Origin of the sequence: Wolbachia endosymbiont of Litomosoides brasiliensis (assembly GCF_013366805.1) — a bacterium.
GTDB lineage: Bacteria > Pseudomonadota > Alphaproteobacteria > Rickettsiales > Anaplasmataceae > Wolbachia.
The window spans coordinates 57,350-83,068 of the sequence record NZ_WQMO01000003.1; the positions used below are offsets into that span (position 1 = coordinate 57,350).

The 25,719-nt window shown below is 34.6% G+C and carries 16 protein-coding genes, 2 tRNA genes and 5 pseudogenes; 21 read left to right on the top strand and 2 right to left on the bottom strand.

Features of this window, described 5'->3' with window-relative positions; genetic code table 11:
* Positions 1-131 precede the first annotated feature (131 nt).
* Both GO684_RS01190 and GO684_RS05950 read left to right on the top strand, forming a co-directional pair.
* Positions 132-2,180, top strand: a complete 2,049-nt coding sequence (locus GO684_RS01190; protein WP_175938230.1) for an ATP-dependent DNA helicase RecG — start codon at positions 132-134, stop codon at positions 2,178-2,180.
* A 356-nt stretch (positions 2,181-2,536) separates the two neighbouring features.
* A pseudogene (locus GO684_RS05950) lies at positions 2,537-3,417 on the top strand (IS630 family transposase).
* Between the two features lie 568 nt (positions 3,418-3,985).
* Here the strand turns inward: GO684_RS05950 and ccmC are convergent.
* Positions 3,986-4,696 (bottom strand): heme ABC transporter permease CcmC, encoded by a 711-nt coding sequence (gene ccmC / locus GO684_RS01200; RefSeq protein ID WP_175938231.1) that lies wholly within the window; start codon positions 4,694-4,696, stop codon positions 3,986-3,988.
* A gap of 561 nt (positions 4,697-5,257) precedes the next feature.
* On the opposite strand from ccmC, the gene GO684_RS01205 reads away from it, so the two are divergent.
* The 8 genes and pseudogenes from GO684_RS01205 (at position 5,258) to GO684_RS01240 (ending at position 11,940) form a co-directional block, all read left to right on the top strand.
* The gene (locus GO684_RS01205) at positions 5,258-6,076 is read left to right on the top strand and encodes a pyruvate, water dikinase regulatory protein (protein WP_175938232.1); all 819 of its coding nucleotides are present in this window, start codon (positions 5,258-5,260) and stop codon (positions 6,074-6,076) included.
* A gap of 66 nt (positions 6,077-6,142) precedes the next feature.
* Positions 6,143-6,271: a type B 50S ribosomal protein L36 gene (ykgO, locus tag GO684_RS01210; protein ID WP_175938233.1), complete on the top strand. Its 129-nt coding sequence runs from the start codon at positions 6,143-6,145 to the stop codon at positions 6,269-6,271.
* A gap of 355 nt (positions 6,272-6,626) precedes the next feature.
* Positions 6,627-6,752, top strand: a complete 126-nt coding sequence (locus tag GO684_RS05490; RefSeq protein ID WP_255419635.1) for a hypothetical protein — start codon at positions 6,627-6,629, stop codon at positions 6,750-6,752.
* Between the two features lie 103 nt (positions 6,753-6,855).
* Complete coding sequence (locus GO684_RS05060; RefSeq protein WP_246228180.1) at positions 6,856-7,041, top strand: hypothetical protein; 186 nt, start codon at positions 6,856-6,858, stop codon at positions 7,039-7,041.
* A gap of 482 nt (positions 7,042-7,523) precedes the next feature.
* A complete protein-coding gene (locus tag GO684_RS01225) occupies positions 7,524-8,987 on the top strand; it encodes a leucyl aminopeptidase (RefSeq protein WP_175938234.1) in 1,464 nt (487 codons plus the stop codon).
* A 1,089-nt stretch (positions 8,988-10,076) separates the two neighbouring features.
* On the top strand, positions 10,077-10,328 hold the full coding sequence (locus GO684_RS05065) for a baseplate hub domain-containing protein (RefSeq protein WP_246228181.1): 252 nt from the start codon (positions 10,077-10,079) through the stop codon (positions 10,326-10,328).
* Positions 10,329-10,684: 356 nt separating this feature from the next.
* Positions 10,685-10,771 (top strand) — tRNA-Ser (locus GO684_RS01235).
* 152 nt (positions 10,772-10,923) lie between these two features.
* Positions 10,924-11,940, top strand: a pseudogene (locus GO684_RS01240) (IS630 family transposase).
* A 462-nt stretch (positions 11,941-12,402) separates the two neighbouring features.
* On the opposite strand, the gene GO684_RS05075 reads toward GO684_RS01240, so the two are convergent.
* The gene (locus GO684_RS05075; protein ID WP_246228182.1) at positions 12,403-13,026 is read right to left on the bottom strand and encodes a hypothetical protein; all 624 of its coding nucleotides are present in this window, start codon (positions 13,024-13,026) and stop codon (positions 12,403-12,405) included.
* Between the two features lie 142 nt (positions 13,027-13,168).
* On the opposite strand from GO684_RS05075, the gene GO684_RS05495 reads away from it, so the two are divergent.
* The 11 genes and pseudogenes from GO684_RS05495 (at position 13,169) to mtaB (ending at position 24,872) form a co-directional block, all read left to right on the top strand.
* On the top strand, positions 13,169-13,360 hold the full coding sequence (locus GO684_RS05495; RefSeq protein WP_255419636.1) for a hypothetical protein: 192 nt from the start codon (positions 13,169-13,171) through the stop codon (positions 13,358-13,360).
* Between the two features lie 50 nt (positions 13,361-13,410).
* Entirely contained in the window at positions 13,411-13,578 is a 168-nt protein-coding gene (locus tag GO684_RS05500; protein WP_255419637.1) for a pseudouridine synthase family protein, read from the top strand.
* A 61-nt stretch (positions 13,579-13,639) separates the two neighbouring features.
* Entirely contained in the window at positions 13,640-13,816 is a 177-nt protein-coding gene (locus GO684_RS05085) for a pseudouridine synthase family protein (protein WP_369408515.1), read from the top strand.
* Positions 13,817-14,084: 268 nt separating this feature from the next.
* The gene (gene rpsO / locus GO684_RS01255) at positions 14,085-14,357 is read left to right on the top strand and encodes a 30S ribosomal protein S15 (protein WP_175938235.1); all 273 of its coding nucleotides are present in this window, start codon (positions 14,085-14,087) and stop codon (positions 14,355-14,357) included.
* A 14-nt stretch (positions 14,358-14,371) separates the two neighbouring features.
* On the top strand, positions 14,372-16,639 hold the full coding sequence (gene pnp / locus GO684_RS01260) for a polyribonucleotide nucleotidyltransferase (protein ID WP_175938236.1): 2,268 nt from the start codon (positions 14,372-14,374) through the stop codon (positions 16,637-16,639).
* A 796-nt stretch (positions 16,640-17,435) separates the two neighbouring features.
* Positions 17,436-17,802 (top strand): annotated as a pseudogene (locus GO684_RS05090) (IS630-like element ISWpi10 family transposase); the annotation flags it as partial.
* A 657-nt stretch (positions 17,803-18,459) separates the two neighbouring features.
* Positions 18,460-20,765 (top strand): annotated as a pseudogene (locus GO684_RS05715) (AAA family ATPase).
* 64 nt (positions 20,766-20,829) lie between these two features.
* Positions 20,830-21,729 carry a class I fructose-bisphosphate aldolase gene (locus tag GO684_RS01280; protein ID WP_410543306.1) on the top strand — a complete coding sequence of 300 codons (900 nt, stop codon included), beginning with the start codon at positions 20,830-20,832 and terminating at the stop codon, positions 21,727-21,729.
* Between the two features lie 4 nt (positions 21,730-21,733).
* A tRNA-Cys gene (locus GO684_RS01285) sits at positions 21,734-21,805 on the top strand.
* 401 nt (positions 21,806-22,206) lie between these two features.
* Positions 22,207-23,143, top strand: a pseudogene (locus GO684_RS01290) (IS630 family transposase).
* Positions 23,144-23,636: 493 nt separating this feature from the next.
* Positions 23,637-24,872: a tRNA (N(6)-L-threonylcarbamoyladenosine(37)-C(2))-methylthiotransferase MtaB gene (gene mtaB / locus GO684_RS01295; protein WP_175938239.1), complete on the top strand. Its 1,236-nt coding sequence runs from the start codon at positions 23,637-23,639 to the stop codon at positions 24,870-24,872.
* Positions 24,873-25,719: the final 847 nt, after the last annotated feature.

The window sequence follows — 25,719 nt, forward strand, 5'->3', positions numbered from 1 at the left end:
ATATAATAATATATTAAATTATTAATAGCTTAATAAGCATATCTAGTATAAACTTTATGATAGAAAACAGTGTATAGCTTGACTATATGGTGACAGGGCTTTAAGAAGATTAATAAACAGTTTTACATAATATGAATGTCAATGAGCAACCAGATGTGCTGACTTTTCTAAATGGCAATCTAAAAGGCATATCTAAATTCCATTTAGGAATACTGCCTAAACTTTGTGGTGGGAACAAAGTGGTGGACCTGCTATTTTATAAACCACTCAGTTATGTAGATAGAAGCAAGTCACTACTTGACGCTCAAGTTGGAGAGCTTGCAACTTTCATCGCGAAAGTCTATGAGCATCAACTTCCGACCTTTAGAGGTAGGCCATATAAGATAGTCGTTGAAAGTGAAAGCCATTGTATATTTATAGTTTTTTTTAATTACTCAATCAAGTATTTATATAGATTATTTCCAATTGGAGCCAGTGTGATTATCAGTGGTAAACTCGAGAAATTTGCTGAGAATTGGCAAATTGCCCACCCAGATTACGTGTTGCTTGACACCAGTCAATTTAAAAAAATAGCTTGCATAGAACCAGTTTACCGATTATGTCGCGGCATTACTAACAAGAGTATTAGGAACATAATGGACTCCTATCTAAAAGAGCTGTCTGGCTTGCCAGAGTGGATAAGTGATACATTAATTAAACAAAATAAATGGCTAAGTTGGAAGGAAAGCATCATAAAGCTGCATAGACCAGATTCATTGGCAGAGGCAGAAGCTTGCAGGAGAAGGCTTGCTTATGATGAATTGTTTGCATATCAGATGGCGCTAAAATTTGCAAGAGAAAGTTATGTAAAGAAGGGGGGACGAGAATTTGCAATATCCAACAGATATAAAGAACAAGTTTTAAATGAATTGTCGTTTCAGCTAACAAATGATCAAATTCGCGCAATAGATGAAATCTCAGAGAGACAGAAATCCAAATGCCGTATGGTAAGCTTGCTGCAAGGTGATGTTGGTAGTGGCAAGACTGTGGTTGCACTTTTTGTGATGCTAAATGTGATAGAGAATAACATGCAAGTAGCTTTGATGGCACCAACTACTATCTTAGCGGAGCAGCACTATAACTGGATCGAAGAGGTATTGTCTTATACCGATATAAAAGTTGCTTTACTTACTGGTAAAACTGCATGCAAGGAGAGAAGGATTATTACAAACGAACTTGCAAGTGGTATTTTAAATATAATAATTGGCACTCACACGCTATTTCAAGCTAATGTTACATTTAAAAATTTAGGGCTTGCAGTCATAGATGAGCAACAGAGATTTGGAGTGATGCAGAGAAACTGCTTGGTAAATAAAGGAGAAAGTGTTGATATACTTTTTATTACGGCAACTCCAATCCCAAGAACTTTGCAGCAGGCTATATATGGTGATGTCGAATATTCAATTCTGAGAGAAAAACCAAAATCCAGACTGCCAATAAAAACTGTAGCTATAAACATCAAAAAATTAGCAGATGTTATTGAAAAACTAAAAAGTGCTATAAATAGAGGCGGAAAAGCATATTGGATTTGTCCATATATAGAAGGAAATGAAGGACTCAATATTGCTGCAGCGGAGATGCGCTTTCAGGAATTACAAAAGACATTTTTTGATAAAGTTAGGATAGTACATGGAAAATTAACTCAAGATCAGAAAGATCAAGTTATGTTTTCCTTCAAAAAGAATGAGTTTCCTCTTCTTGTTGCAACTACTGTGATAGAGGTTGGTATAGATGTACCAGATGCAACCATTATGATTATAGAAAATGCAGAACGATTTGGGCTATCGCAATTACATCAGTTAAGAGGCAGAGTAGGGCGAGGAAATAAACCGTCTTTTTGTGTATTATTATATGATAACCTAAGTAAAAGCTCATCTTCAAAATTAAAAATCATGTGCGAGTCACAGGATGGATTTTACATTGCTGAAAAGGACATGATGCTAAGAGGCAGTGGAGATATCCTGGGCCTAAAACAATCAGGGTGCATGGAATTTAAGTTTGCTGATTTATACAAGGACAAAAAACTACTCAACCTTGCATACAATAATGCAAAAAGTACAGCTGCTGAGAATAAGTCTTTTGAATTGCTGCTTGATATATTTGAATATAGAAATAGATTACATTTTTCGAAGCTTCAGTGAAAGGGTGTAGTGTTATTGATGGCATAAAAGACTCCGATTTGTATAGAAGATTTCTTTGTGTTCGATCACAAACAGATTTACACCATATTCCATTGTTTAAAGCCTTGCGTATAATTATCCCTTCAAGTTCTTCCATCTTTTTGCCTGAGTCAATAGGGCTTTTATAAAATCTGCCTTACCCTTTATATATGCCTCTCTATTTTTAACGGAGGTTTTACTGATACCAATTCCCACTGTACAAAGAACAGGTAGACGATAATGGAAAAGAAGCATACTGGAGTAAATAAAATAGGGAGGTTTAAATGTCGTTGAGATCAAAATTATTGGATGAAAAAGTCGTATAATCAGTAAAAGAGATGATGAGGGAAGTGCGAAATAATGCATATGTTGCAAGAAAAACTAAATGCTGTTCAAGAACAGCACTGACTGCATGGATAAATCACTAAAATTTGGAAGAAAAGAAAAATTATTTACTCCCCCTCAACGTCATAGAAGAACTAGATTGAATCAGAGTCAATTTGAACAAGTTGAAGCATGAATACAGGAGAACCTAATGTTACCGTTAAAGAAATGGGAATAAGAATCCAGGAAAAGTTTAGCTTAAATGTCACAAGTTTACAGTACACCGTAATATGTAAAAAATGAAGTTTTCATATATTGTGAAAAGACCAATTCACAATGAACAAGAAAGGTAGACAGGAAGAGTTTTTAAAACTTAATAAGACTATTGGTAAATATCCTAGATAAGAGTTATTTTTTTTCGATGAACCACAGTTTTGCACACATTCGAAAGTTGAACATGAGTGGTTAAAAAGGGGCATTAGAACACAGGTTAAAGTAAAATTAGGTAGACAAAATTTTTATCTTTACAGTGCAGTTAATTCTAGGAATAGAGAGAGTTCTAGCTTATTTGTGTCTAATGTCAACACTGATTGTATGAATATATTTCTTGAACAAATGTTGTGATGTTTAAGAATACGAGAAGCCTTTCTTATCATGAATTATGTTAGTTGGCATAAGTCAAAAATTTAAAGGTACCTAAAAATATTGAGATTATATACCTACCACCATACTCACCTGGACTCAATCCTATTAGAGACTTTGGTTATATATAAAATAGAATATTCTGCGTAATAGAGTCTGTAATAAAGTTGCTTTACTTGAGAGTGCTTTGTGCAAATTTATTACCTCTCTTTCTTGCTCCGCAATTAAACAACTCTACAATGTTACTTATTGATCCACTGACATGAGAATTGGTATAAGGAAGTTGTATTCCTTTAGTAGTCTTCTATTCTTTTTTAATCTGCCACGTAATAGTTTACCAAATTCAATTGGATCAGTTATGAGTCGCTCATTTATTACTTTTGTAGTTTTTGATCTTGTTATTTTGGGGAGATTGGGAAAATTTATTTCAGTAAAGTTTTTTGAGTAAATAATGTCGTATTTCAGTTCATGTCCTCGCTCTTTCAGGTAGCACTGTGCTCCAGTTATACCCTTTCCCTTAATAATATTGGCTAATGCAATCTCCTCTATTTTACATTTAATTCTTTCTGTGATTAACCTTCTTGCCAGTTCTTGAATAGGCTCCTTAGTTACTTCAGCTAGTCTAGCAAGGTGATGTGAGGTTTTTAGATCGAGTGCTATGTTAATCTTGAACCTATTATAAGTTTTACTAAAGCCGAATACTGCAGCTGGTATAGAACGTTTTTCTAGATTTTCAATAAAAAAGAGTGTTTACATAAAACCTCATGAATCAGGCAATGGACACAGAGAAAGTAGTTATATATTGTACATTTGTGGTAGGTTTAATAACGTACACTAATCTCTCTCTTTATCTTATACGAATTAGTCAGGTAAAGTGAATACAATATCCACACTACTAAAAAAAATGTGATATAAAATATAAACATTGTAATTAACGGTAACAGTAGAGAACCTTCTATTGCTACTCCACCTTTTCTGAGAATACTTGCTGGTTGATGAAGAGTAGACCAAAGATTTACAGAGAATTTTACTATAGGGATATTTATAGCACTAAAGATGGCAAATACTGCTGCTGATTTTTTAGTTCTTTCTTCATTATCAAAAGCACTCCACAATGAAAGGTATCCAACGTATAGAAAAAATAAGATCAGCATTGAAGTAAGCCTTGCATCCCATACCCACCAAGTACCCCATGTTCCTTTTCCCCAGATGCTGCCTGTGATTAAACATATTGCAGAAAAGACCATCCCTGCAGGAGCGGCAGCATGTGCCAAAACGCTAGCAATGTTATTACTCCATACTAGGGAAATGAAACTGAGTGATGCAATTAATCCATATATTCCGAGAGAAAGCCATGCGGAGGGCACATGAAGATACATAATGCGTACAATTTCTCCTTGTTTATAATCCTCTGGGGAGAAAACTAAAGCTAAAAACATTCCAGCTAAAAAACATGCAAAACAAATAACCACAAGCCAAGGCAGAGCTTTCTTAGCAAAATAAGGGAAATTTTTAGGCTTTAATGAAAACATTTACTTCAAGAATAATTATATTAAGAATCTATCAGTTAGTTTGAGATTTATCAACAGGATAGTGTCTATGTTTACATAGGCGGCAAATTAGCACGATCCACCTTTACGTAGTCCTGTTAAAAAGCTGTATTTTAACGTGAGGTTGGCTGCTTTTGCGCTCACCAACTTAGTGCCCAATCTGGATTGCAATGTTACACGCTGCAATGATACCATTCTTGTTTCTCCCAAGTTACTTCGGCTACAGATGCTTAGAAAATTTACTAAGTAAAAAAAGGTAAAAGGATCCCTGCTATAGTTATTCACTATCTATTTTTTTAGCGTTCTTTGCTATCTCAAACGCTTAAAGTGCAAAAAGTTAAACATAAGATGCCAAATATGTTGAGCCTTTTGTTGTTTTATCTGTGCAGACTAAAGCTAAATGAATAGATTTAGAGCTAAGATGAGGGGCTGGAGAGTTTGTCAAGTGGTTTTTAGCCCCAACTCTCTGTTTTTATGTTCATGCAATTTTAGTAGCAGGTTGCTTAAATCTGTACTATTATTTAACATGATGCTACATAAAACATGACTCTTAAAAAGCTCAATTTACACTTAGTATCAGACTCGAGCGGTGAAACTGTTATATCAGTTGCAAAGTCAGCTCTGAAGCACTTTCGTTCTGTAGAGACGGTTGAATATGTTTGGTCTTTTGTGAAAGAAGAAGAACAAATTGATAAAATTTTGGAGGAAATCAACAAGAAAAGTAATGAGCATAACTTTGTTGTATGCACCATTACTAATGATGAGCTAAGAAAATATCTAAAAGATAACTGTGTGAAATTGAAAATTCCCTATAGAGCGATATTATCACATATTATTAGGGAGATTTCGTCCTATCTTGAAATTGAAAAAGAAGAAAAGCTTGACTTGTATACTGAGATAAATGCTGAATATTTTCAGCGCATCGAGGTAATAAATTACACTATTAATCATGATGATGGACAAAATGTTCAAGACATTGATAAATCAGACATAATCTTGATTGGAGTTTCACGTACGTCAAAATCTCCCACCAGTATGTATTTAGCTTATCGTGGCTATAAAGTTGCAAATATTCCTTTTATTGGTGAAATACCCTTTTATATTGACTTGTCAAAATTGAAAGATAAACTAACAATAGGGTTAACAATAGACGTAAATAGGCTGGTCGAAATACGCAAGAATAGGCTTACTTCAATTAACAACGAAGATAATAATATATATGCTGATCCCAAGAAAGTAGAAAAGGAAATTAAAAAAGCAGAGGAGCTCTTTAAACAGAATAACTGGCCAACTATTGATGTAACACAAAAGTCGATCGAGGAAGTATCAGCAACAATTATACAATATTTTAATAGGGTATAGGTAGTTTATCAATTGACTAGCTTTTTATAGGTGGCCATAATGTGGTAATTTAGTGCTGAGATACGTATGAAAGTCAAAGGTTCATTAAGATCCCACCGCAACAGAGATAAAAATTGTAAAGTTGTGAAAAGGGGCGGTAAGATTTACATTATAAATAAAATAAAGCCGAGGTGCAAAACACGTCAGGGCTCTTAAGGTTAGTTGTCTTAAGGTGCGGGGAAAAGTACGGCACTACATGTAAGTGTTAGCATGCTTTCTGGTGTAAGTACTTAATTTGGAAAAGTATCATAAGAGGGTCCTGAGAGGGCTTAGTTTTTTGTTTATCTCTCCATATTATATGTTTCTTAATTTCTTGTGTGTGGAAGTATTTCTCAAAAAAAGAAAAAGTTACTGTATTTAAGTGCAGCTTTGCTCGTTTCTTCTCTTACACTGTGTTTTAGTATTAGTGCAATTACAGACAAACGTGGCTTATTGGTCTTAATAGATTTAAAAAAAGAAATAGGGTGCACTAAAATTTTGCTGAAAAATATCTCTATTTGAGAAAGAGAAGTTGAGTAACAAGGTACTTGGCTTATATAAAAAAAGCTTAGATTTAGACCTACTTGATGAACAAGCAAAAGATGCTTTGGGTTATATAAATCCTAATGAACTTATGGTTGTTCTTGATGGGGAGTAGTAACATCTTTTTGGTAAAAGAAAAAGAACTGCTCTAATTCAAGAGAAGGCATTATAAACAAAATGAATGTAAGAAATATCTTATTAGTGTTTTAGTATAAGCTGTGCTCAGTTTACTGTTGTTTGCAGCTGATCCTGTTTTGCTTAACTGTATTGAAACTCTGGAAATATATGATCTTGATTCGGGACCAAAAAATTTTAACTCTTCAAATAACTTAAGAAGAAAGCCTGATTCTTCAAGTAGTGCGACAGGGAAGTTGATAAATATGGTGGTAGGATTGCTAATGTAAACTAGTTTGCCAATATGAAATGCTGTGGTTTCCATATGGCACGCGAGTTCATGTGGCGTAAACCATTATGATGGGAATGTGAAGGTAATCAACTTGATCCAAATTTTGCTGGATCAGGCAGATTTATAGTGAATAACCTTTTAGGTATTATAATTTTATTACAATAGTACTGGTAAAATTAGTGGTAAGGCTCCACACATCAACTTTTTGGTTCATTATCCAGATCTTCCGGAATTCACAACACAAATGTTTTTTTGCTGACCATAGTTGCGATAACTGTGCTGATTTTGTTCTTGGAGATTTTGTTGATAGCGGGCACAAGCCTTCTGGTAGCGCCATTTTCTTATAATAACCAGGCCATTAAGACCTACACGTTTAACATTACCTGGGTAGATATAATGGGTTTTCTGGCAAGAAATAAAACTTGCATTTTTCGGCCATTCTGGTAAATATTACCTTGGTTAAGTATGGAGCTATAAACAATGAAAATAACAATTTCTAAAGTTTTACCTGATTTTGAAACACTAGTGATAGGTTTGTTTGAAGATGATGAGTTCATAAGTAATAGCAGGGTTCTGCAGGATAAGCAGATTATAGATAGCATCAAAAAGTTTAGTGGTTTCAATGGGGGCTTTGGTGAATTTTTTTCCGTTACTTCATTAGATGGTAAGAATGTTATAATTGTTGGGCTTGGCAAAAGAGATGAATGGGATGAAAATAAAGAATTAAGTGTTGGTGGTAAGATATATTGTGAGCTAGGTAGATTAAGGATTAAACAAGCAACGATTTCAATTGAAGGCGGTGCAGAAAATATTGCATATGGTGCATTTCTGCGTAGTTTTAAGTTTGATAAGTATAAGACTAAGAAGGATGAAAAAATCACAGAAGTAGTGGAGATTATTGTACTAGTAAAAGATGAACAGTTAAAAGATGTTGAGAAATTATTTGAGCATTTAAGACAAGAAGGTGAAGGCGTGTTTCTTGCGCGTACTTTCATTGCTGAACCACCTAACGTTTTGTATCCAGAGTCCTATGCTGACCGTATAAAAAGCGAACTTACTAAATTTGACCTTGAAATTGAAGTGCTTGGTAAAAAGCAGATGGAAAAGAAAAGGATGGGAGCTTTGCTCGGAGTAGCACAAGGAAGCAATAAAGAGCCGAAATTGGTAGTGATGAAATGGAATGGGGCTTCCAAAGAACAAAAGTCGATAGCTTTTGTGGGTAAAGGTATAACATTTGATACCGGTGGAGTATCGCTTAAACCTTCACGTGGTATGGAGTCAATGAAGTATGATATGGCAGGCTCTGCTGCTGTAGTTGGAGTGATGCGCACTCTAGCAGGGCGAAAAGCAAAGGTGAATGCAATCGGCGTGGTTGCACTTGCAGAAAATGCAGTAGGTGGTAATGCTCAAAGACCGAGCGATATAGTAACTTCAATGTCCGGACGGACAATAGAAGTGTTAAACACTGATGCAGAAGGAAGACTCATACTTGCAGACGCTTTGTGGTATACGCAGGACAGATTTGCACCTAAATTTATGATTGATCTCGCAACTTTAACTGGTGCCGTGGTAGTTGCGCTTGGGAATAACGAGTATGCCGGTCTTTTTTCCAACAACGATGAGTTAGCAAATCGTCTCATTGAAGCGGGAAATGAAGCAAATGAGAAGTTATGGCGTTTTCCTATGAATGAAACTTATGATAAAATTATCGATTCGCCGATTGCCGATGTGCAAAACATAGCTCCTGCAGGTTTTGGTGGAGATAGCATAATAGCTGCACAGTTTTTACAGCGTTTTGTAAACGATACTTGCTGGGCACATTTAGACATTGCAGGTACAGCTTGGCACGAAAAAGGTACTGATATTTCTCCAAAAGGAGCAGTGGGCTTTGGCGTAAGATTACTCAATAAATTGGTTGAGAAGTACTACGAAACGGGTAATTAAGGATTTTTATATTGGAGTTTTAAAAGTTTTTTCTGTATTTGGTAAAAAGAGGAGATTATACTAGTTCTCATTGTTAGTGAGTCAAATAAGTGATATTGCAGAGTTGTTTAGTTACCGAGTGATATCAATTCCCACTATATAAAGAACGGATAACAATAATGAAAAGGAGCCATACTGAAGTAAGTAAAATAGCGAAGTTTAAGTGATATTGAAATTGAAATTGTTAGATAAAAAAGTTATGGAATCGCTAAAAAAAATGCTGAAGGGAGTGTGAAATAATGTATATGTTGCAAAAGAAAACTAAATGCTATAATTGCGCAAAAGTACAGTATAACGGCTGTAGAAAAATACGTTGCATTTCAAAGACGGCAACTGACTGCATGGATAAAGCACCTAAAATTTAGAAGAGAAGAAAAATTAGTTACTCCCCTCAATGCCGTAGAAAAACTAGATTTAAATCAGAGTCAATTTGAACAAGTTGAAGTATAGACATAGGAAAACTCTAGTACACCGTAATGTGCAAAAAATGAAGTTTTCGTGTATATTACGCTAAGACCAATTCATAATGAACAGAATAAAGGTGGGCAGGGGAGTTTTTAAAAAACTTAATTAAGCTATTGGTAAGTATCCTAAACAAGAGTGATTCATTTTTAACGAATCGCAGTTTAGCACACATTTGAAGTTGGACATGTGGTTTTAAAAAGGCGTTAGAACATAGGTTAAAGTGGAATTGAGTAGGCAAAATTTTTATTTCTACAGTGCGGTTAATCCTAGAAATGAGAGCAGTTTTAGCTTGTTTGCACTAAGTGTTCAACACTGATTGTATAAATATATTTCTTAAACAAATGTTACAATATTTAAGAGCATGGGAGGCCTTTCTTATCATGGACTGTGCTAATTTACATAAGTCAAAAAATTTAAAGGTGCCTAAAAATATCGAGATTATATACCTACCACTGTACTTATTCTGAGCTTAATCCTATTGGGAGACTTTAGTTGTATGTAAAACAGAACATTTTGCATAGTAAGGTCTGTAATATAATTGCTTTACTTGAAGAGCGCTTTGTGTAAAATTTTTTACCTCAGTATATGATAAATGGCAACTTAAAGACCTATAACATGAAAGCTGAGGGAATATTAAATGGTGACGATATTAAGGAAGAAGATGTTTTATCAGGAAAGTATAATTTTGCAGATATTGAGATATTTCTTATAAGTTACAAAGGTGTGAGTCAAGGGATAATGAATCTACGTTCGGAAGCTTTTAACAAAGTAACATTAAATAGTTGGAGGTTTATCGTTAAGATTAGAGGATTCTCAGCAAAGCTTGAGAGGGCATGACAGAATTATATTCTCTTGCGTACAGAACGCAGTTTTGTGATAAGAGATGTAAAGCTGTGCTAGAAAATTTGGCAGAGTAAGTATGGTTACTAAAGTGATAGATAAAAAAAGATTTGAAGACACTAATATTAACTGAGAGCAGTAGGTATTATAAGCATGAAATAGTAAATTTTGGCGCAGCATCAACAGTGTTTGAAGGTACGGTGAAAAGGTGTGGAAATAAAGTAGTTACTGTTTACTGTGCCTCCATGCCGAGTTAAAGTTGCGATAAAACTTTTTCAACGTGCAGAAACAAATTTGGCAATACTGTAAATTTTCGTGATGAACCTTATAATTTTCACTATTATAAGTATTGTGGAAAGGTGGCTGAGTGGTCTAAAGCACACGCTTGGAAAGCGTGCACATATGAAAATATGTCGGGGGTTCAAATCCCCCCTTTTCCGTTGACTTTTACCGCATTATCTCACATAACATGTATGTGAGAGAAGTATGGACTGGAGAAATTTTCGTCTTGTACTAGTTCCTACTATACAAGGGACGGATAGACAATAATAGAAAAGAAGCCATACTGAAGTAAGTAAAAAGCGAGGTTTGGATGGCGTTAAAATCAAAATTATTGGATGAAAAGGTCGTGGAATCAGCAAAAGAAATGCTGAAGGAAGTGCGAAATAATGCATATGTTGCAAAAAAACTGAATGCTGTAATTGCAGCAAAAAAGCACAGTATAACAGCTGTAGCAAAAATATGTTGCATTTCAAGAACAGCACTAACTGCATGGATAAAGCACCTAAAATTTGGAAGAGAAGAAAAATTATTTGCCCCACCTCAACGTCGTAGAAAAACTAGATTGAATCAGAGTCAATTTGAGCAAGTAGAAATATGGGTGCAAGAAAACCCTAATATTACAATTAAAGAAATGAGAGTAAAAATTCAGGAAAAATTTGGCTTGAATATTAGCAAATCTACAGTACACCGTAATATGCAAAAAATGAAGTTTTCGTATATTGCGTCAAGACCAATTCACAATGAGCAAGATAAAAGTAGACTGGAAGAGTAAAAAAACTTAATGAGACTATTGGGAAATATCCTGAACAGGAGTATTTTTTTTTGATGAATTGTGATTGCCACACATTTAAAAGTTGGGCACGGGTGGTTTAAAAAGGGCGTTAGAACACTGGTTAAGGTAAAATTAAGTAAGCAAAATTTTTATCTCTATAGTGCAGTTAATCCTAAGAATGGAGAGAGTTCTAGCTTATTTGTACCGAACGTAACACTGATTGTATAAATATATTTCTTGAACAAATGTTGCAATATTTAAGAACACAAAAAGCCTTTCTTGTCATGGACTGTGCTAATTTACATAAGTCAAAAAATATTAAAGGTGCCTAAAAATATTGGGATTATGCACCTACCACAATACTTACCAGAGCTTAACCTATTGAGAGACTTTGGTTATATGTAAAAGAGCATTTTACGTAATAAAGTCTATAATACAATTGCTTTGCTTGAGAGAGCTTTGTGCAAATTTATTACCTTTCTTTCTTACTCTGCAATTAAACAACTCTGTAATGTCACTTATTTGACTTGTTACAATGAGAATTGGTATAACTAGCTACTGCAGGGTTTCCTTGTCTTTTTTTCTGCCTGGTAAATTGCTTAAATGTTTATAGCCCCACAATTAGTTGCATTTAAAATGCGGCTAAATTACGGCGTTTAAGGCTTAGAAAATGTCAATACAGAAAATAGTGGTAGTGACTAGGTTCTTTTAACTTTTTCTCTGTCTAGTAAATTTCTTAGATATTTTGTAGCTACCACCCACCACGCTGTTTGTTAGCGGTACCCAGAAGTACCGTGAACTAATTGCGGTATAGAAGCTGGAATCCAGACTTTCCGCAATCTCATTAAGAACATTATTTTGACGTAGAATTAACATGTATCCTGAAAAGTATCTGATGCTTTAAGCGTGAACGTTAGATGGAGATATAACTGAAACTTGGAATAAACTACTGTGGATTTTACATGTTGAGATGGAAGAAAAGAGGTAGAGATACCTCCACCTCCTGTTCCATTTAACTTATGCGCCTGTTTTTGCTTGAAACTTGCTTTCGAATATTCCCATAACTTCAGGATCTTGTAAGAGAGTAGGTAACACTTTTTTAACTTTTTCTTGAAGATCACCTGAATTAAGTTTTGTATTTAATTCGGCGTCAACGTAATTCTTGTCAACTTTTGCGTCTAGTGCAGCTGCAGTAGCTAAATCTCTAGTTTTTTCTTCAACTACTTTTTGAGCCACTGTTTCAGCCTGACTTGCTATATTAGTTTTATTTACAGCCTGAGTAACTTGATCTGCTATATTAGCACTAGCTACAGCATTATTTATAGCTTGAGTAACTTGATCAGCTATTTTTGCATCAGCTACAGCTTGTTTAACTGCTTTCTCAGCTTCTTCATTTCTATACATTTGCTGATATGAAGAGTAAGCTTGTACAGCGAAATATACAGCTACAATGAATAGAACTGCGATTCCAACAGGGCTAGTAACAGACATTAAAAATGCAGGCCCAACAACTACACTAGTAGCAACTAATATTGTTGTCATTGCTGCTGCTAAAGATGCAAATGCAACTGTACCTTCAATACTCATTTTTGTTATAGGTGCTATGTTTTCCTTTTTCCATATGTTTAATCCTGCAGTCATAGTAACTTCCTCCTAATTAAAGTTGATAAAAATTTAATTATATATTAAAACACATACTAGTCAAGCTTTATTTTATAATAATTTAATATAATCATATCTCTAGCTACTTCCTAAATTGTCATTAATTGTATATAATTGATGTATGACACATAGTTGGCTGAATCTTGATAAATCGATAGGAATTAGTTCTGCGCAAGCTGTGGCCCAGGTTAAAAAGACTTTTGGAATTAAAAAGGCTGATCATTTGGGAACACTTGATCCTTTAGCTTCTGGTATGTTGCCAATTGCGCTTGGAAAACGACAAAAACCATACCGTACTTACCCTGCAATTTAAAGGCATACAATTTTACAGTAAAGTGGGGAGGGTAAAGAACCACAGATGATTTGGATGGTGATATCATTAAAGCTAGCAACATAAAACTCAAACATAATCAAATAAATAGTGCAATCAAGAATTTTGTTGGTGAGATAACACAGAATCCTCCTCGATTTTTAGCAATAAAGATTAACGGAACAAGGGCATATAGATTAGCAAGGAGTGGGAAAAAGTGAATATAAAACCACGCTAAGTGCAAGTATATGAGCTAAAGTTGATTTCTGCTGACACATAATAGTGCTGATTTTTGTGACGTGTGGTGGTGGTGCATATGTGAGGTCAATTGCTTGGGATCTTGGAATTGCATTAGGTTGCTTTGGACACATTACGAAACTGAGGAGAACTATGGTGGGTTATTTTAAGGAAATCGAATCAGTGACAATTAAGCAACTTGTTGAAAAATTCACTTTTTAGCGTTATTTCAGCGCGTGAAGCTGAGATCAGGAAAAATTAGTGTCAACTACTAATTAGCTTTAAAATCAATGTTTAAAGTTGAAATTTCTGTAGAAAGGGTAAAGAAAATCAGAGAAGGTCAGGAAATCATATTAAATAACTTGTGTAATTTGAAGAATTATGATACTTAATTATACGATGGTGGGTAATATACTCATTGCAGCCTGTAGTTCTATTTATGGTTGTGTAAAGCCTATTCGTGTTTTTAATATTTTGAAATGAGGTCTAGATGTCAATAACATCCGAAAAGAAAAAAATTTTAATAAGTACTTACGCGATTAAAGAAGGTGATACAGGTTCATCTTTTGTGCAGTGCGCAATTTTAACCGAGAGGATCAGTAACTTAACTGAGCACTTTAAAGTGCACAAGCATGACCGTCACTCTAAACGTGGTTTGCTTATATTAATAGGTAGAAGACGCAAGCACTTAAATTATATAAAACGTAAATTTGGTGATGAAGCTTACCAGCAATTAATAGAGAAGTTAGGCATCAGAAAATAATTGAGGGATTTTGTATGTTTGAAATTATAAAAAAATCTATAGAATGGGGTGGACGTACTTTATCTTTAGAGACAGGAAAAATAGCACGTCAAGCTGATAGTTCAGTTGTTGTAAATTATGGTGACACTTCTATTTTAGTAACTGTTGTACGTAAAAAGAAGGAAGAAGTTGTTGATTTCTTGCCTTTAAATGTGCAATTTATCGCAAAAAGCTATGCTATGGGTAAAATCCCTGGTGGCTTTTTCAAAAGGGAAGGTAAGCCATCTGATAGAGAAACCTTGATTTCAAGAGTAATAGATAGAAGTATAAGACCGCTATTTCCAGAGGGTTTCCATGATGAAATCAGTGTAGTATGTAATTTATTAACTTATGATATGGTCAACCCTCCTGAGGTGCCAGCATTGATTGGTGCTGTTGCGGCTCTCGCAACCTCTGGTGTTCCTTTTCATGTTATTATAGCTGGAGTTTTAGTTGGCTGCGATGAAAATAATAATTATATACTCAACCCTTCTGTTCAAGAAATGAAAGTTAGCAATTTAGATCTGTTTTTATCTGGTGATGAGCATTCAATTTTGATGGTTGAGTCAGAGGCAAAAGAGCTTTCTGAAAAAAATGTTCTGAGTGCGATAAAATTTGGCCATGAACACCTTCAGCCTGTTATTAAGCTCATAAAAGAGTTTGCTGATATAATTGGCAATAAACCAGGGAGTTTTGCTCCTATCGACATATCAGATATAATGCAAGATCTTGAAAGGTATAGTAAAGATTTTGAAGAAGCATATTCACAAACAGTAAAACAAGAGCAAGCTCAAATTTTAGAAACGATCAGAAATAATATATTGAATACTCTCAAGGAAGCTGGAAAAGATGAGAAATTAATTACACAAGCAGTAAAAAACTTTGAAAGGTCTTTACTGCGTAAAATAATTAAAGAAAAAGGTATAAGGATAGATGGTCGCAAGTATGATGAAATACGTCAAATAGAAATTGAAGTGGATATTTTATCTAGAACTCATGGTTCTGCTCTCTTTACAAGAGGTAATACTCAGGCATTGGTTGTTACTGCTCTTGGTACCACGCAAGATGAGCAAGTTGTAGATGACATTGAAGGGGATAGACGTGAGCATTTCATGTTGCATTATAATTTTCCTTCATTTGCCGTTGGAGAGGCTTCTGCCATACGTGCACCAGGAAGAAGAGAAATCGGTCATGGTAAACTTGCTTGGAAAGCAATTCATCCTGTTTTACCTGATAAATCTGAATTTCCTTATACAATAAGAGTAGTATCTGAAATTATGGAATCAGACGGTTCTTCTTCCATGGCAACAGTTTGTGGAACTTCCCTTGCGTTAATGGATACAGGCGTGCCAATAAAGGCTCCTGTCGCTGGAATTGCTATGGGCCTCATTAAGGATAAAAACGAGTATGTAATACTCTCTGACATATTAGGTAATGAGGATTATCTTGGTGACATGGATTTTAAAGTAGCAGGAACCGGTGAAGGAATCACGGCGCTACAAATGGATATGAAAATTTCTGGTATAAATTTTGAAATCGTTGAAAAATCTTTGGAACAGGCAAAAGCTGGAAGATTACATATCTTAGAAAAAATGAATTCAGTGATTTCAGAACATAGTGATGATGTGAAAGGTCACGCGCCAAGAATGGTATCATTTTACATAGACAAAGATAGAATTTCTGCAGCTATAGGTGCTAAAGGAAAAAATATACGCAGTGTATGTGAAAGAAGTAATGCAAAAATTGAAATAGGAGATGATGGTAAAGTTTCTGTATTTGCCATGAGTAGCGCTGAAGCTGAAATTGCAAAAAATATGATGATTGACTCAATCACAGAGTTAGAGCAAGGTGCTATAGTTGATGTTAAGGTTGTAAAAATAGATAAGTCTATTGTAGAACTTGAGCTTCTCAATGGAAGAAAAGGGAAAATGCACATAAGTGAAGTAGCTAACCAGCACATAGAATCTATTGAGAGTATACTTAAACAGGGTGATACTTTTAAAGCATTGGTGATTGATTTTGAAAAAGGTGGATGCCCGAAGTTGTCAAGACGCCGCGTTGATCAAGAAACAGGCGAGTTTTTTGAAGGCGAACTTTACAACGAAGAAAAGAAAGATGGTTTAAACGATAGGGATTATTATAATAGCCTATTTAACAGAAAATCTTGGCACCGCAAGAGGCCTGTTCGTCCTCGTTCTAGCTTCAGTAATAGAAATAATAGGCCAAAATTTGGTAGTGATGACTCATCATCAAGTTTTTATTAAGAGTAGGCTTTTTGCACTATTTCCTGTTTTTCCAATGTTCCAACGTTGGGATCCAGGTATTAAAGTGTTTATGAGCTGTGCAATAGCAAAACTATATTCATAGGCTGGGTTCTAGTGTCGTAGACTGGAGTGGTATCTTTGTACTGAACATCTCACATTAACTCTACCGTAATTTCAAATTCTCAATGAATTCAGTTTTTTAAAACAAGTGGAAGAAAAATATGAATCTCAGTATTTTTCAAAGAAAAAAACACGCAAATTATTCTGCTCTGCAGCTTATAATGGAACCGAGTTGAAGTGAGCATAATTATGTAAAGTTTGCTAAGGAGGGTTACGTCAGAAAATGTTATTGCCTTTCGGTCAATCAATATGATTGCAAATGCTGCATCTTCAGCACCTTATTATTCTCTATCAACTTACTGATACTAACTCTCATTGTTAGTGGGTCAAATAAGTGATATTGCAGAGTTGTTTAATTATGTAGTGAGAAAGAGAAATAATAAATTTGCATAAAGCGCTCTCAAGCAGAGCAATTGTATTAGACTTTATTGTGCAAAATGTTCTGTTTTATATACAGCCGGAGTCTCTCAATAGGACTGAAGCTCGGGTAAGTAGGTGATGGGTATATAATCTTGATATTCTTAGGTGCCTTTGAATTTTTTGATTTGTGCCGACTAGCACAATCCATGACAAGAAAGGCTTCTTATGTTCTGATACCGATTCTTACTGCACAAGGAATGGATAGATAATAATGGAAAAGAGGCCTTGCTGAAATAAGTAAAATAGTGAGGTTTAAATGCCATTGAAATCAAAATTATTGGGTAAAAAAGTTGTGAAATTAGCAAAAGAAATGCTGAAGGAAGTGCGAAATAACACATATGTTGCAAAAAAACTGAATGCTGTATAATTGCAGCAAAAAAGCACAATATAACAGCCGTAGCAAAGTTGCATTAAGAACAGCACTAACTGCATGGATAAGGCATCCAAAATTTGGAAGAAAAGAAAAATTGTTTACTTCTCATCAATGTCATAAAAAAAACTAGATTGAATCAGAGTCAATTTGAACAAGTTGAAGTATGGATATAAGAAAACCCTAATATTATCATTAAAGAAATGAGAGTAAAAATCCAGGAAAATTTAGCTTGAATGTCAGCAAATCTACTTGCGTAATAAAGTCTATAATACAGTTGTTCTGCTTGAGAACACTTTTTGCAAATTTATTACCTCTCTTTCTCACTACATAATTAAATAACTCTGCAATATCACTTATTTGATCCACTAACAATGAGAGTTGGTATAACCTTTAGTCATAAGTGTTCAAGAAATTTACTAGGCAAAAGAAAGGCAAAAGATATCCCGTGTTAGATAGTGTTTCTCTCTAATCCTGCAATTGGTGTTCTATGCTGTCTTAAACGCTTTATAAACGCGTTTCAGCTTATGTAGGTAAAACCCTAGAAATATTATGAGGGCATAAGATGTACATAGTGCAAAAAATTAAACATAAGACACCAGCTACACTAATACTCTTGTTGTTTAATCTGCACAGATTAAGAGAACTGACTACCTTTAATGCTATAGGCTGGCAAGGTTTTTTAAGTAGTTTTTTCGAGCTGCCTGAATGACGGTTGGGCAAAAAAGCTATATGGTTTGCAAGAGGTTTAATCTAAATTTGGTTGGTAATGCCGTATTTATATACCAATTTCTTTACAATGAGCCCTATATATAGGGCCTTAGCTATAACAAACTGCTGGGTTTCAATTTTTTTAATAATTGTGTGCTACTAATTGTATATAAGTTTCCATTTGTAAAGAGAGTAGGAGATGATTTCTAAGAATTTGGAGGCAAGTTTAAATAGAGCATTATTGATTGCCTCTAATTTTAATCTTAAATGTGCAAGATTAGAACATTTGTTACTTGCATTAACTAAAGATGTGGATGTGAATTACGTTTTATCAAGATGTAATATTAGGGCAGACGAAATCATCAATATGGATAGCATTTTATCAAGGTGTAATGTTAAGATTAACGGTTATAGTAGTGATATAAAAGGTTTTTTACAAGTCAATTCTGAATCTGTCAATGGAGTTGAGCCTAATTTGCTATTTCGATGCATAATACATAGGGCCATAATACACGCTCATAGCTTAGGAAAAAAGGAAATAAATGGAGCAAGTGTCCTAGTGGAGATTTTATCTGAGCAAAATTTCTATATTGAAGGTTTATTACAGAAGCAAAATGCGAAGGATTCCGATTTAATTTATCATATATCTAATATGAAGTACTCCAGCGATATAGGTAAGTACCCTACTAATTATAGGGTAGAACTCGATAAAAATAATGATGTTTCTACTGCAGTAAATAAGGGTGGGTTATTAAAAGATGAAGAAGTTTTGCAAAGTTGTTGTAAAAATTTAAATGATTATGCAAGAAGCAAAAGAATAGATTGCGTTATTGGTCGTGATTATGAATTAAACCGCACTATAGAAATATTACTAAGGCGCAGAAAAAATAATCTTCTATATGTTGGTGACTCCGGTGTTGGCAAGACAACAATAGTTGAAGGTTTGGTGTTGAGAATTGTCGAAGGCAGTGTCCCAAATGCGCTTAGGTCCAGCACAATTTATGCTTTGGACTTAGGATCACTTCTTGCAGGAACGCGCTATAGAGGTGATTTTGAAGAGAGAATAAAGTCTATAATAAAGGCAATTAAGGCAAAGCCTGGTAGCTATTCTTTTCATTGACGAGATATACGCTATTATTGGAGCTGGTTCAACGAGCGGTAGCTTTCTTGATGCTGGTAATCTACTAAAACCTGCACTTGCAAGAGGTACACTGCGTTGTATAGGTGCAACCACATATAGAGAATACGGCAGTAGTTTTGAAAAAGATAAGGCATTAGCAAGAAGGTTTCAAAAGATTAATGTGAAAGAGTCTTCTGTTAATGAGACAATAAAGATACTAAATAGCATAAAGCGCTACTATGAAGGATACCATGGAGTATATTATACGAAACATGCCATTAAGTCTGCAGCTGAACTTTCACATAAGTATATTACTGGGCAAATATTACCTGATAAAGCAGTTGATGTTATAGATGAAGCAGGAGCTTATTGTAAGTTACTGAAAAACAGACGTAAAATTGTGGACAGTAGAGATATTAAAAACACTATCGCTAAAATTACAAATATACCTTATCGATCTGAGTTTGAGGATATGCAAAGAGTGAAGGCCCTAAGAAAAAAATCTTGAGAAAGTCATTTTTGGCCAGGAGCAAGCAATAGAATCACTTGTTAATTCTATTAAAATTGCTAAATCTGGGTTGAGAAATTGTAATAAACCCTTGGCAGGTTATCTTTCTGCAGGGCCAACAGGTGTTGGTAAAACTGAACTTGCAAAACAGTTAGCAAAGGGTATGGACATGAATTTCATACGTTTTGATATGTCTGAATATATGGAGTCTCATTCGATATCTAGAATTATTGGTTCTCCTCCTGGGTATGTGGGTTATGGCCAGGGTGGATTACTTACATAATCTGTATCTAATAATCAATATAGTGTTGTTCTTTTTGATGAAATTGAAAAAGCTCACAGTGATGTTTACAATATATTGCTACAAGTTATGGACTATGGTCGTGTTACAGATACTTATGGACGTAAAATTAACTTTTTCAATATAGTTTTAATTATGACAACCAATATAGGAGCATTTGAATGCAGTAAAAACTCTATTGGCTTTGGGCATAAAAATTTCAATATTAGTGATAGCGAAAAAGCAATGGAACAGGTTTTTAATCCTGAGTTTCGTAATCGTCTTGATGCGGTTATTTCTTTTTCTAGCTTAAATATGGATGTGATTTTGCACGTTGTGGATAAATTCGTTCAAGAATTGAAAAAACAACTTATACAAAAAGGAATAAATTGCTTAGTGGAAGGGGAAGTAAAGTCCTATCTTGCACAAGTGGGTTACAGCAAAGGAATGGGGGCACGTCCGATAGAGAGATTGATTGAAAAGGAAATAAAGGGTTACTTAGCTGAAGAAATACTGAACCGTCGGCTAATTAAAGGGAAGAATTTGAGGATTTATATGAATAGGCAGAGAGGTAAAATTTCTTTTGATATAACTTAAAATTATTGTGTTGAGTTTCATCTTTGCTATAATTTATAACTTAAATTTGATTTGAGTTGTAGTGATAATAGGCGATAAAATAAGGCAAATCCTAAGCTACTATGAGAGTGAAAATCCTGGGGTGAGAGCGAACCTCACTCGTATTCTTATGCATGGAAAACTTGGTGGTACTGGCAAATTAGTAATTATCCCTGTAGACCAAGGATTTGAGCACGGGCCAATAAAGAGCTTTGAAGTTAACCCCCATGCTTATGATCCGCATTATCATTTTCAGCTTGCGATTGACTCAGGAGTAAGTGCGTACGCTGCTCCGCTTGGTATGATTGAAGCTGGTGCTTCAACTTATGCTGGAATGCTCCCATACATTTTGAAACTTAATAGTTCTAACTCTTTGCATTTGAAAAGTTTGACTTCTGATCAAGCAGTCACTGCTTCTGTAAAAGATGCACTGCGTTTAGGCTGTGCGGCTGTTGGGTTTACTATATATCCTGGTTCTGCTAAGTGCTTTGATATGATAGAAGAAGCTCGTGAAATTGTTGCTGAAGCTAAGTCTTGTGGGCTTGCAGTTGTACTATGGTCTTATCCACGGGGGGAAGGCATTTCCAAAGAAGGTGAAACGGCAGTTGATATTATTGCTTATGCTGCACACATAGCAGCTTTGCTTGGTGCTAATATAATAAAAGTGAAACTTCCAACTAACCGCTTGGAGAAAGAAAAAATAGAAGCTGGGAATATCGAGTCATTGTCCAAAAGAATTGAATATGTTAGAAAGTCTTGCTTTGCAGGAAAAAGAATAGTAGTTTTTTCTGGTGGTGAATCAAAGTCAGTGGATAATATATGCAACGAGGCAAAAGAAATTAAGAAAGGTGGCGGTAATGGTTCAATTATTGGACGTAACACTTTTCAACGAAAAAGAGGAGAAGCTTTATCTATGCTAAAAGATATAATGGATATCTACACATAAAAACGGCTGGGTGGCAGAATGGTTTATGCGAAGGACTGCAAATCCTTTTATACCGGTTCAATTCCGGTCCCGGCCTCTTTTTTAGCCTGTGAAGGTTGCTTAATTTGGCAGTGGCTTTATAGATAAAGTGGGTTTAGTATAGCCATAGAAACAGGGCTAAAAACTACTTGATAAGTTTTGTCAGCGTTCTTACCAGAATAAAGTTATTTTATAGCCCAATCTGTGCAGATTAAAATGACAAGGAGGTCTTGGTATGCTGTTGTCTAATTTTTCGCACTATATGCACCGTATATCTTCATAAAATTCTAGGTTTTTATACCTACATGAGCTGGAACGTGCTTATAGTAATTTCCACTGCACAAGAAACGGAAGGCAATAATGAAAAAGAAGCTATGCTGAAGAAGTGAAATAGTGAGGTTTAAGTAGTCGTTAAGATCAAAATTATTGAATGAAAAAGTTGTGGAATCAGCAAAGGAAATGCTGAAGGAAGTACGAAATAACGTGTACGTTGCGAAGAAACTAAATGCTGTAATTGTAGCAAAAAAGATAACATCCATAGCCATAGTAAGAATATGTTGCATTTCAAGAGCAGCACTGACTGTATGGATAAAACACCTAAAATTTGGAAGAGAAGAAAGATTGTTTACTCCCCATCAACATTGTAGAAAAACTAGATTAAATTAGAGTTAGTTTAGACAAGTTAAAGTATGGATACAAAAAAACCTTAATATTACTATTAAAGAAATGAGAACAAGATCCAGGAAAATTTTGGCTTGAATGTCAATAAGTCTACAGTACACCGTAATATGTAAAAAATGAAGTTTTCGTATATTGCGCCAAGACTAATCTATAATGAACAAGATAAAGGTAGACAGGAAGAGTTAAAAAAAATTTAATGAGACTACTGGTAAGTATCCTGAATAAGAGTTGTTCATCTTTGATGAATTGTGGTTTAGCACACATTCAAAAGTTAGACACGAGTAGTTTAAAAAGGGCGTTAAAATACAGATTGAAGCAAAGTTAGGTAGACAAAGTTTTTACCTCTACAGTGTAGTTAATCCTAGAAATGGAGAAGGTTCTAGTTTATTTGCACCCGAATGTCAACACTGATTGTATGAATATATTTCTTGAATAAATGTCATAATATTTAAGAACACAATAAGCCTTTCTTGTCACGGGTTGTGCTAGTCAGCATAAGTCAAAAATTTAAAGATACCTAAAAATATCTAGATTATATACTGCCACCATACTTGCCCGAACTCAACACTTTGGTTGTATATAAAACAGAACATTTTGCGTAATAAAGTCTATAATACAATTGCTTTGCTTGAGAGCGCCTTTGTGCAAATTTATTATCTCTCTTTCTCGCTTCACAGTTAGACAACTCTGCAATGTCACTTATTTGACTTATTGACGTAAGAATTGATGTTAGTGATTAGTAGATGCCATATTTCGTAAATTTGAAAAAACTGATAAAATAGAAATTATTAATTGCAAATATTTTGATCCACTTCATTCAAGGAGGAAAGGGTATAGGTTAGGTCAGGGGAAGAGATACATGACATTTTATTGCAGGTTAATACTAAATTTCCTCTATGCGCTATGGCAGTGTAGGACATTCACGTGCGTGGCGACATTGTCAATTTCCAGAGCATTAAATGAGGAGGTGCTTGTTTGATACGAAACCTGAACATGGATATTTTGTAGTGCCAAAGGTTATAAATGATTAGAATAAGGCTAGTTTTTCAAAGAAAGGTTTAGAGGGTGAGTTGATATAGATTCAAAGTTTATATGGAAGAGCAGGTCTATAAAAACATAGGGTTGCCACTCGTTATGGTTAAGAGGCTTAATGACTTTGCCTGAGTTCTGATATAATAATTAAATTGTAAAGTCTATTGAAGCCTCGCATGAATGAAGTAGTAACATTTGGTTGCCGCCTAAATTTTTATGAAAGTGAGTTAATTAAAGAAGCGTTAAGAAAAGCAAAGAGAGAAAATGTTGTAGTGGTACACAGCTGTGCAGTGACAAATGAAGCAGAACGCCAGGTAAAACAAAAAATACGTAAGATTTATAAAAATGACCCAAGTAGAGAAATTATCGTAGTTGGCTGTGCCGTTCAATTAGACCCTGAATCGTATAGTAATATTCCTGGTGTAAGCAAAGTATTGGGTAATCAAGATAAACTGAAGACCGAAAATTACTTATTAAGTGGCGATAAAATACTAGTTAATGATAATCAGGCAAGCAAGTTAGAACTTACTCTAATTGATAAGTTCAAAGATAAGTCAAGAGCATTCATTGAGGTTCAAAATGGTTGTAATCATAACTGCACATTTTGCTCGATTACTAAAGCAAGGGGAGATAACCGATCTGTACCAATAAACAATATTATTGAACAAATCAAGATTTTTGTAGCAAATGGCTATCAAGAAGTAGTGTTTACAGGAGTTGATATCACTGATTTTGGTGCAGATCTATTCAGCAAACCTTCACTTGGTTCAATGGTTAGAAGAGTTTTAAAGGATGTGCCAGAATTAAAGAGACTTAGGCTTTCTTCTATTGATGTTGCTGAAGTTGATGATGAATTAATGGATTTAATAATTAATGAGTCAAGATTTATGCCACATTTGCATTTAAGTTTGCAATCTGGTAATGATTTAATTCTAAAAAGGATGAAACGTCGTCACAGCAGGGAACAAGTGATAGAATTTTGTCATAAAGTGAAAAGCTTAAGGCATAATATAGCATACGGTGCTGATATTATTGCTGGGTTTCCTACGGAAACTGATGAGATGTTTCAGGATACAGTTAATCTACTCAAGGAGATAAATATAGTTTATCTACATGCTTTTCCATATTCAAAGCGGGAGAGTACACCTGCTGCGCGAATGCCACAAGTACCAGAGAGTATACGTAAAGAAAGAGTAAAAAACCTAAGGGAAATAAATAAAACAATGATGAGTAACTTTTATCAGTCTTTGATAGGTACTGAACAAAGTGTTCTAGTTGAGCAAAATAATATTGGTAGAGCAGAAAATTTTGCATTAGTAAAGTTTACATCAAAGGTTCAAGCTAAAAGTATTGTAAAAGCTACCATTATAGGAATGGAAGGTGGTTCCTTAATTGGAAATGTTCTTTCCTAATTTTTTGATATGAGAAAAGCACTGTAAATTGTAAACTTGCTTGTGATGGAAAGGTCTATGTTTTTGTGTATTGCTAGTCTTATGTATTAGCTTTTTTTTCTGTTCGTGCTAATGAAAGTTATTCAAATGATGAACAGCTTGTAGAAAATTTGATGCTTGCAGTGAATCTATATGCTATAAATCTAGAAAATGTAGTGAAAAAGAACTTATGTTAGCGCTAATAGCGGTAAGATATATCCTGATAACTCGGAGACATTTGTGAACGATATGAAAGCAGTTAGAAAGGAGCTTCTACTTTAGTTGAGAGCCGTTGTGGCACTATAATAAAAAATATAGTGGGAGGTGAAATTAAAAGCGTGAAAAAATTTTATGGTGAAATTGATTTCCAGTGGCTTAACAACATATCTTTAGGTTAATGTGCTAAAAAAATAGTAGTTCTTCTCCGATATTTAATAGATCAGCTGGTATATTTGCATTTTTTTAACTTTTACTATGATCCCAGTATTCAAGATACGCAATTTTCTCCATATTTCTGCCTGAGTGTAGGACCAACGGTTTTTAGATTAAGAAAGATCAATGAATTACCTCAAAACTCAATGCCACCCAAGTAAGGCTTAGTGTTGATTATTTGATAATCCTAGAAATCAAAACCTTCCTTGGCTACCGTTACTTTAGCGTTCCAATACCTATTGCAGACGACATGTTGACCCATAACATTGAAATTAGCTTGATATTTAATTTTTATGCTAATTCTCACTGTACAGGGAACGGATAGACAATAATGGAAAAGAAGCTATACTGAAGTAAGTAAAACAGTAAGATTTAAATGGCGGTAAAATCAAAATTA

Bases quoted from the DNA above. Each gene is read 5' to 3' on its own strand.
- GO684_RS01190 (WP_175938230.1), top strand. From the start codon at position 132: ATGAATGTCAATGAGCAACCAGATGTGCTGACTTTTCTAAATGGCAAT.
- ccmC (WP_175938231.1), bottom strand. From the start codon at position 4,696: ATGTTTTCATTAAAGCCTAAAAATTTCCCTTATTTTGCTAAGAAAGCT.
- GO684_RS01205 (WP_175938232.1), top strand. From the start codon at position 5,258: ATGACTCTTAAAAAGCTCAATTTACACTTAGTATCAGACTCGAGCGGT.
- ykgO (WP_175938233.1), top strand. From the start codon at position 6,143: ATGAAAGTCAAAGGTTCATTAAGATCCCACCGCAACAGAGATAAAAAT.
- GO684_RS01225 (WP_175938234.1), top strand. From the start codon at position 7,524: ATGAAAATAACAATTTCTAAAGTTTTACCTGATTTTGAAACACTAGTG.
- GO684_RS05065 (WP_246228181.1), top strand. From the start codon at position 10,077: ATGATAAATGGCAACTTAAAGACCTATAACATGAAAGCTGAGGGAATA.
- GO684_RS05075 (WP_246228182.1), bottom strand. From the start codon at position 13,026: ATGACTGCAGGATTAAACATATGGAAAAAGGAAAACATAGCACCTATA.
- GO684_RS05495 (WP_255419636.1), top strand. From the start codon at position 13,169: ATGACACATAGTTGGCTGAATCTTGATAAATCGATAGGAATTAGTTCT.
- rpsO (WP_175938235.1), top strand. From the start codon at position 14,085: ATGTCAATAACATCCGAAAAGAAAAAAATTTTAATAAGTACTTACGCG.
- pnp (WP_175938236.1), top strand. From the start codon at position 14,372: ATGTTTGAAATTATAAAAAAATCTATAGAATGGGGTGGACGTACTTTA.
- mtaB (WP_175938239.1), top strand. From the start codon at position 23,637: ATGAATGAAGTAGTAACATTTGGTTGCCGCCTAAATTTTTATGAAAGT.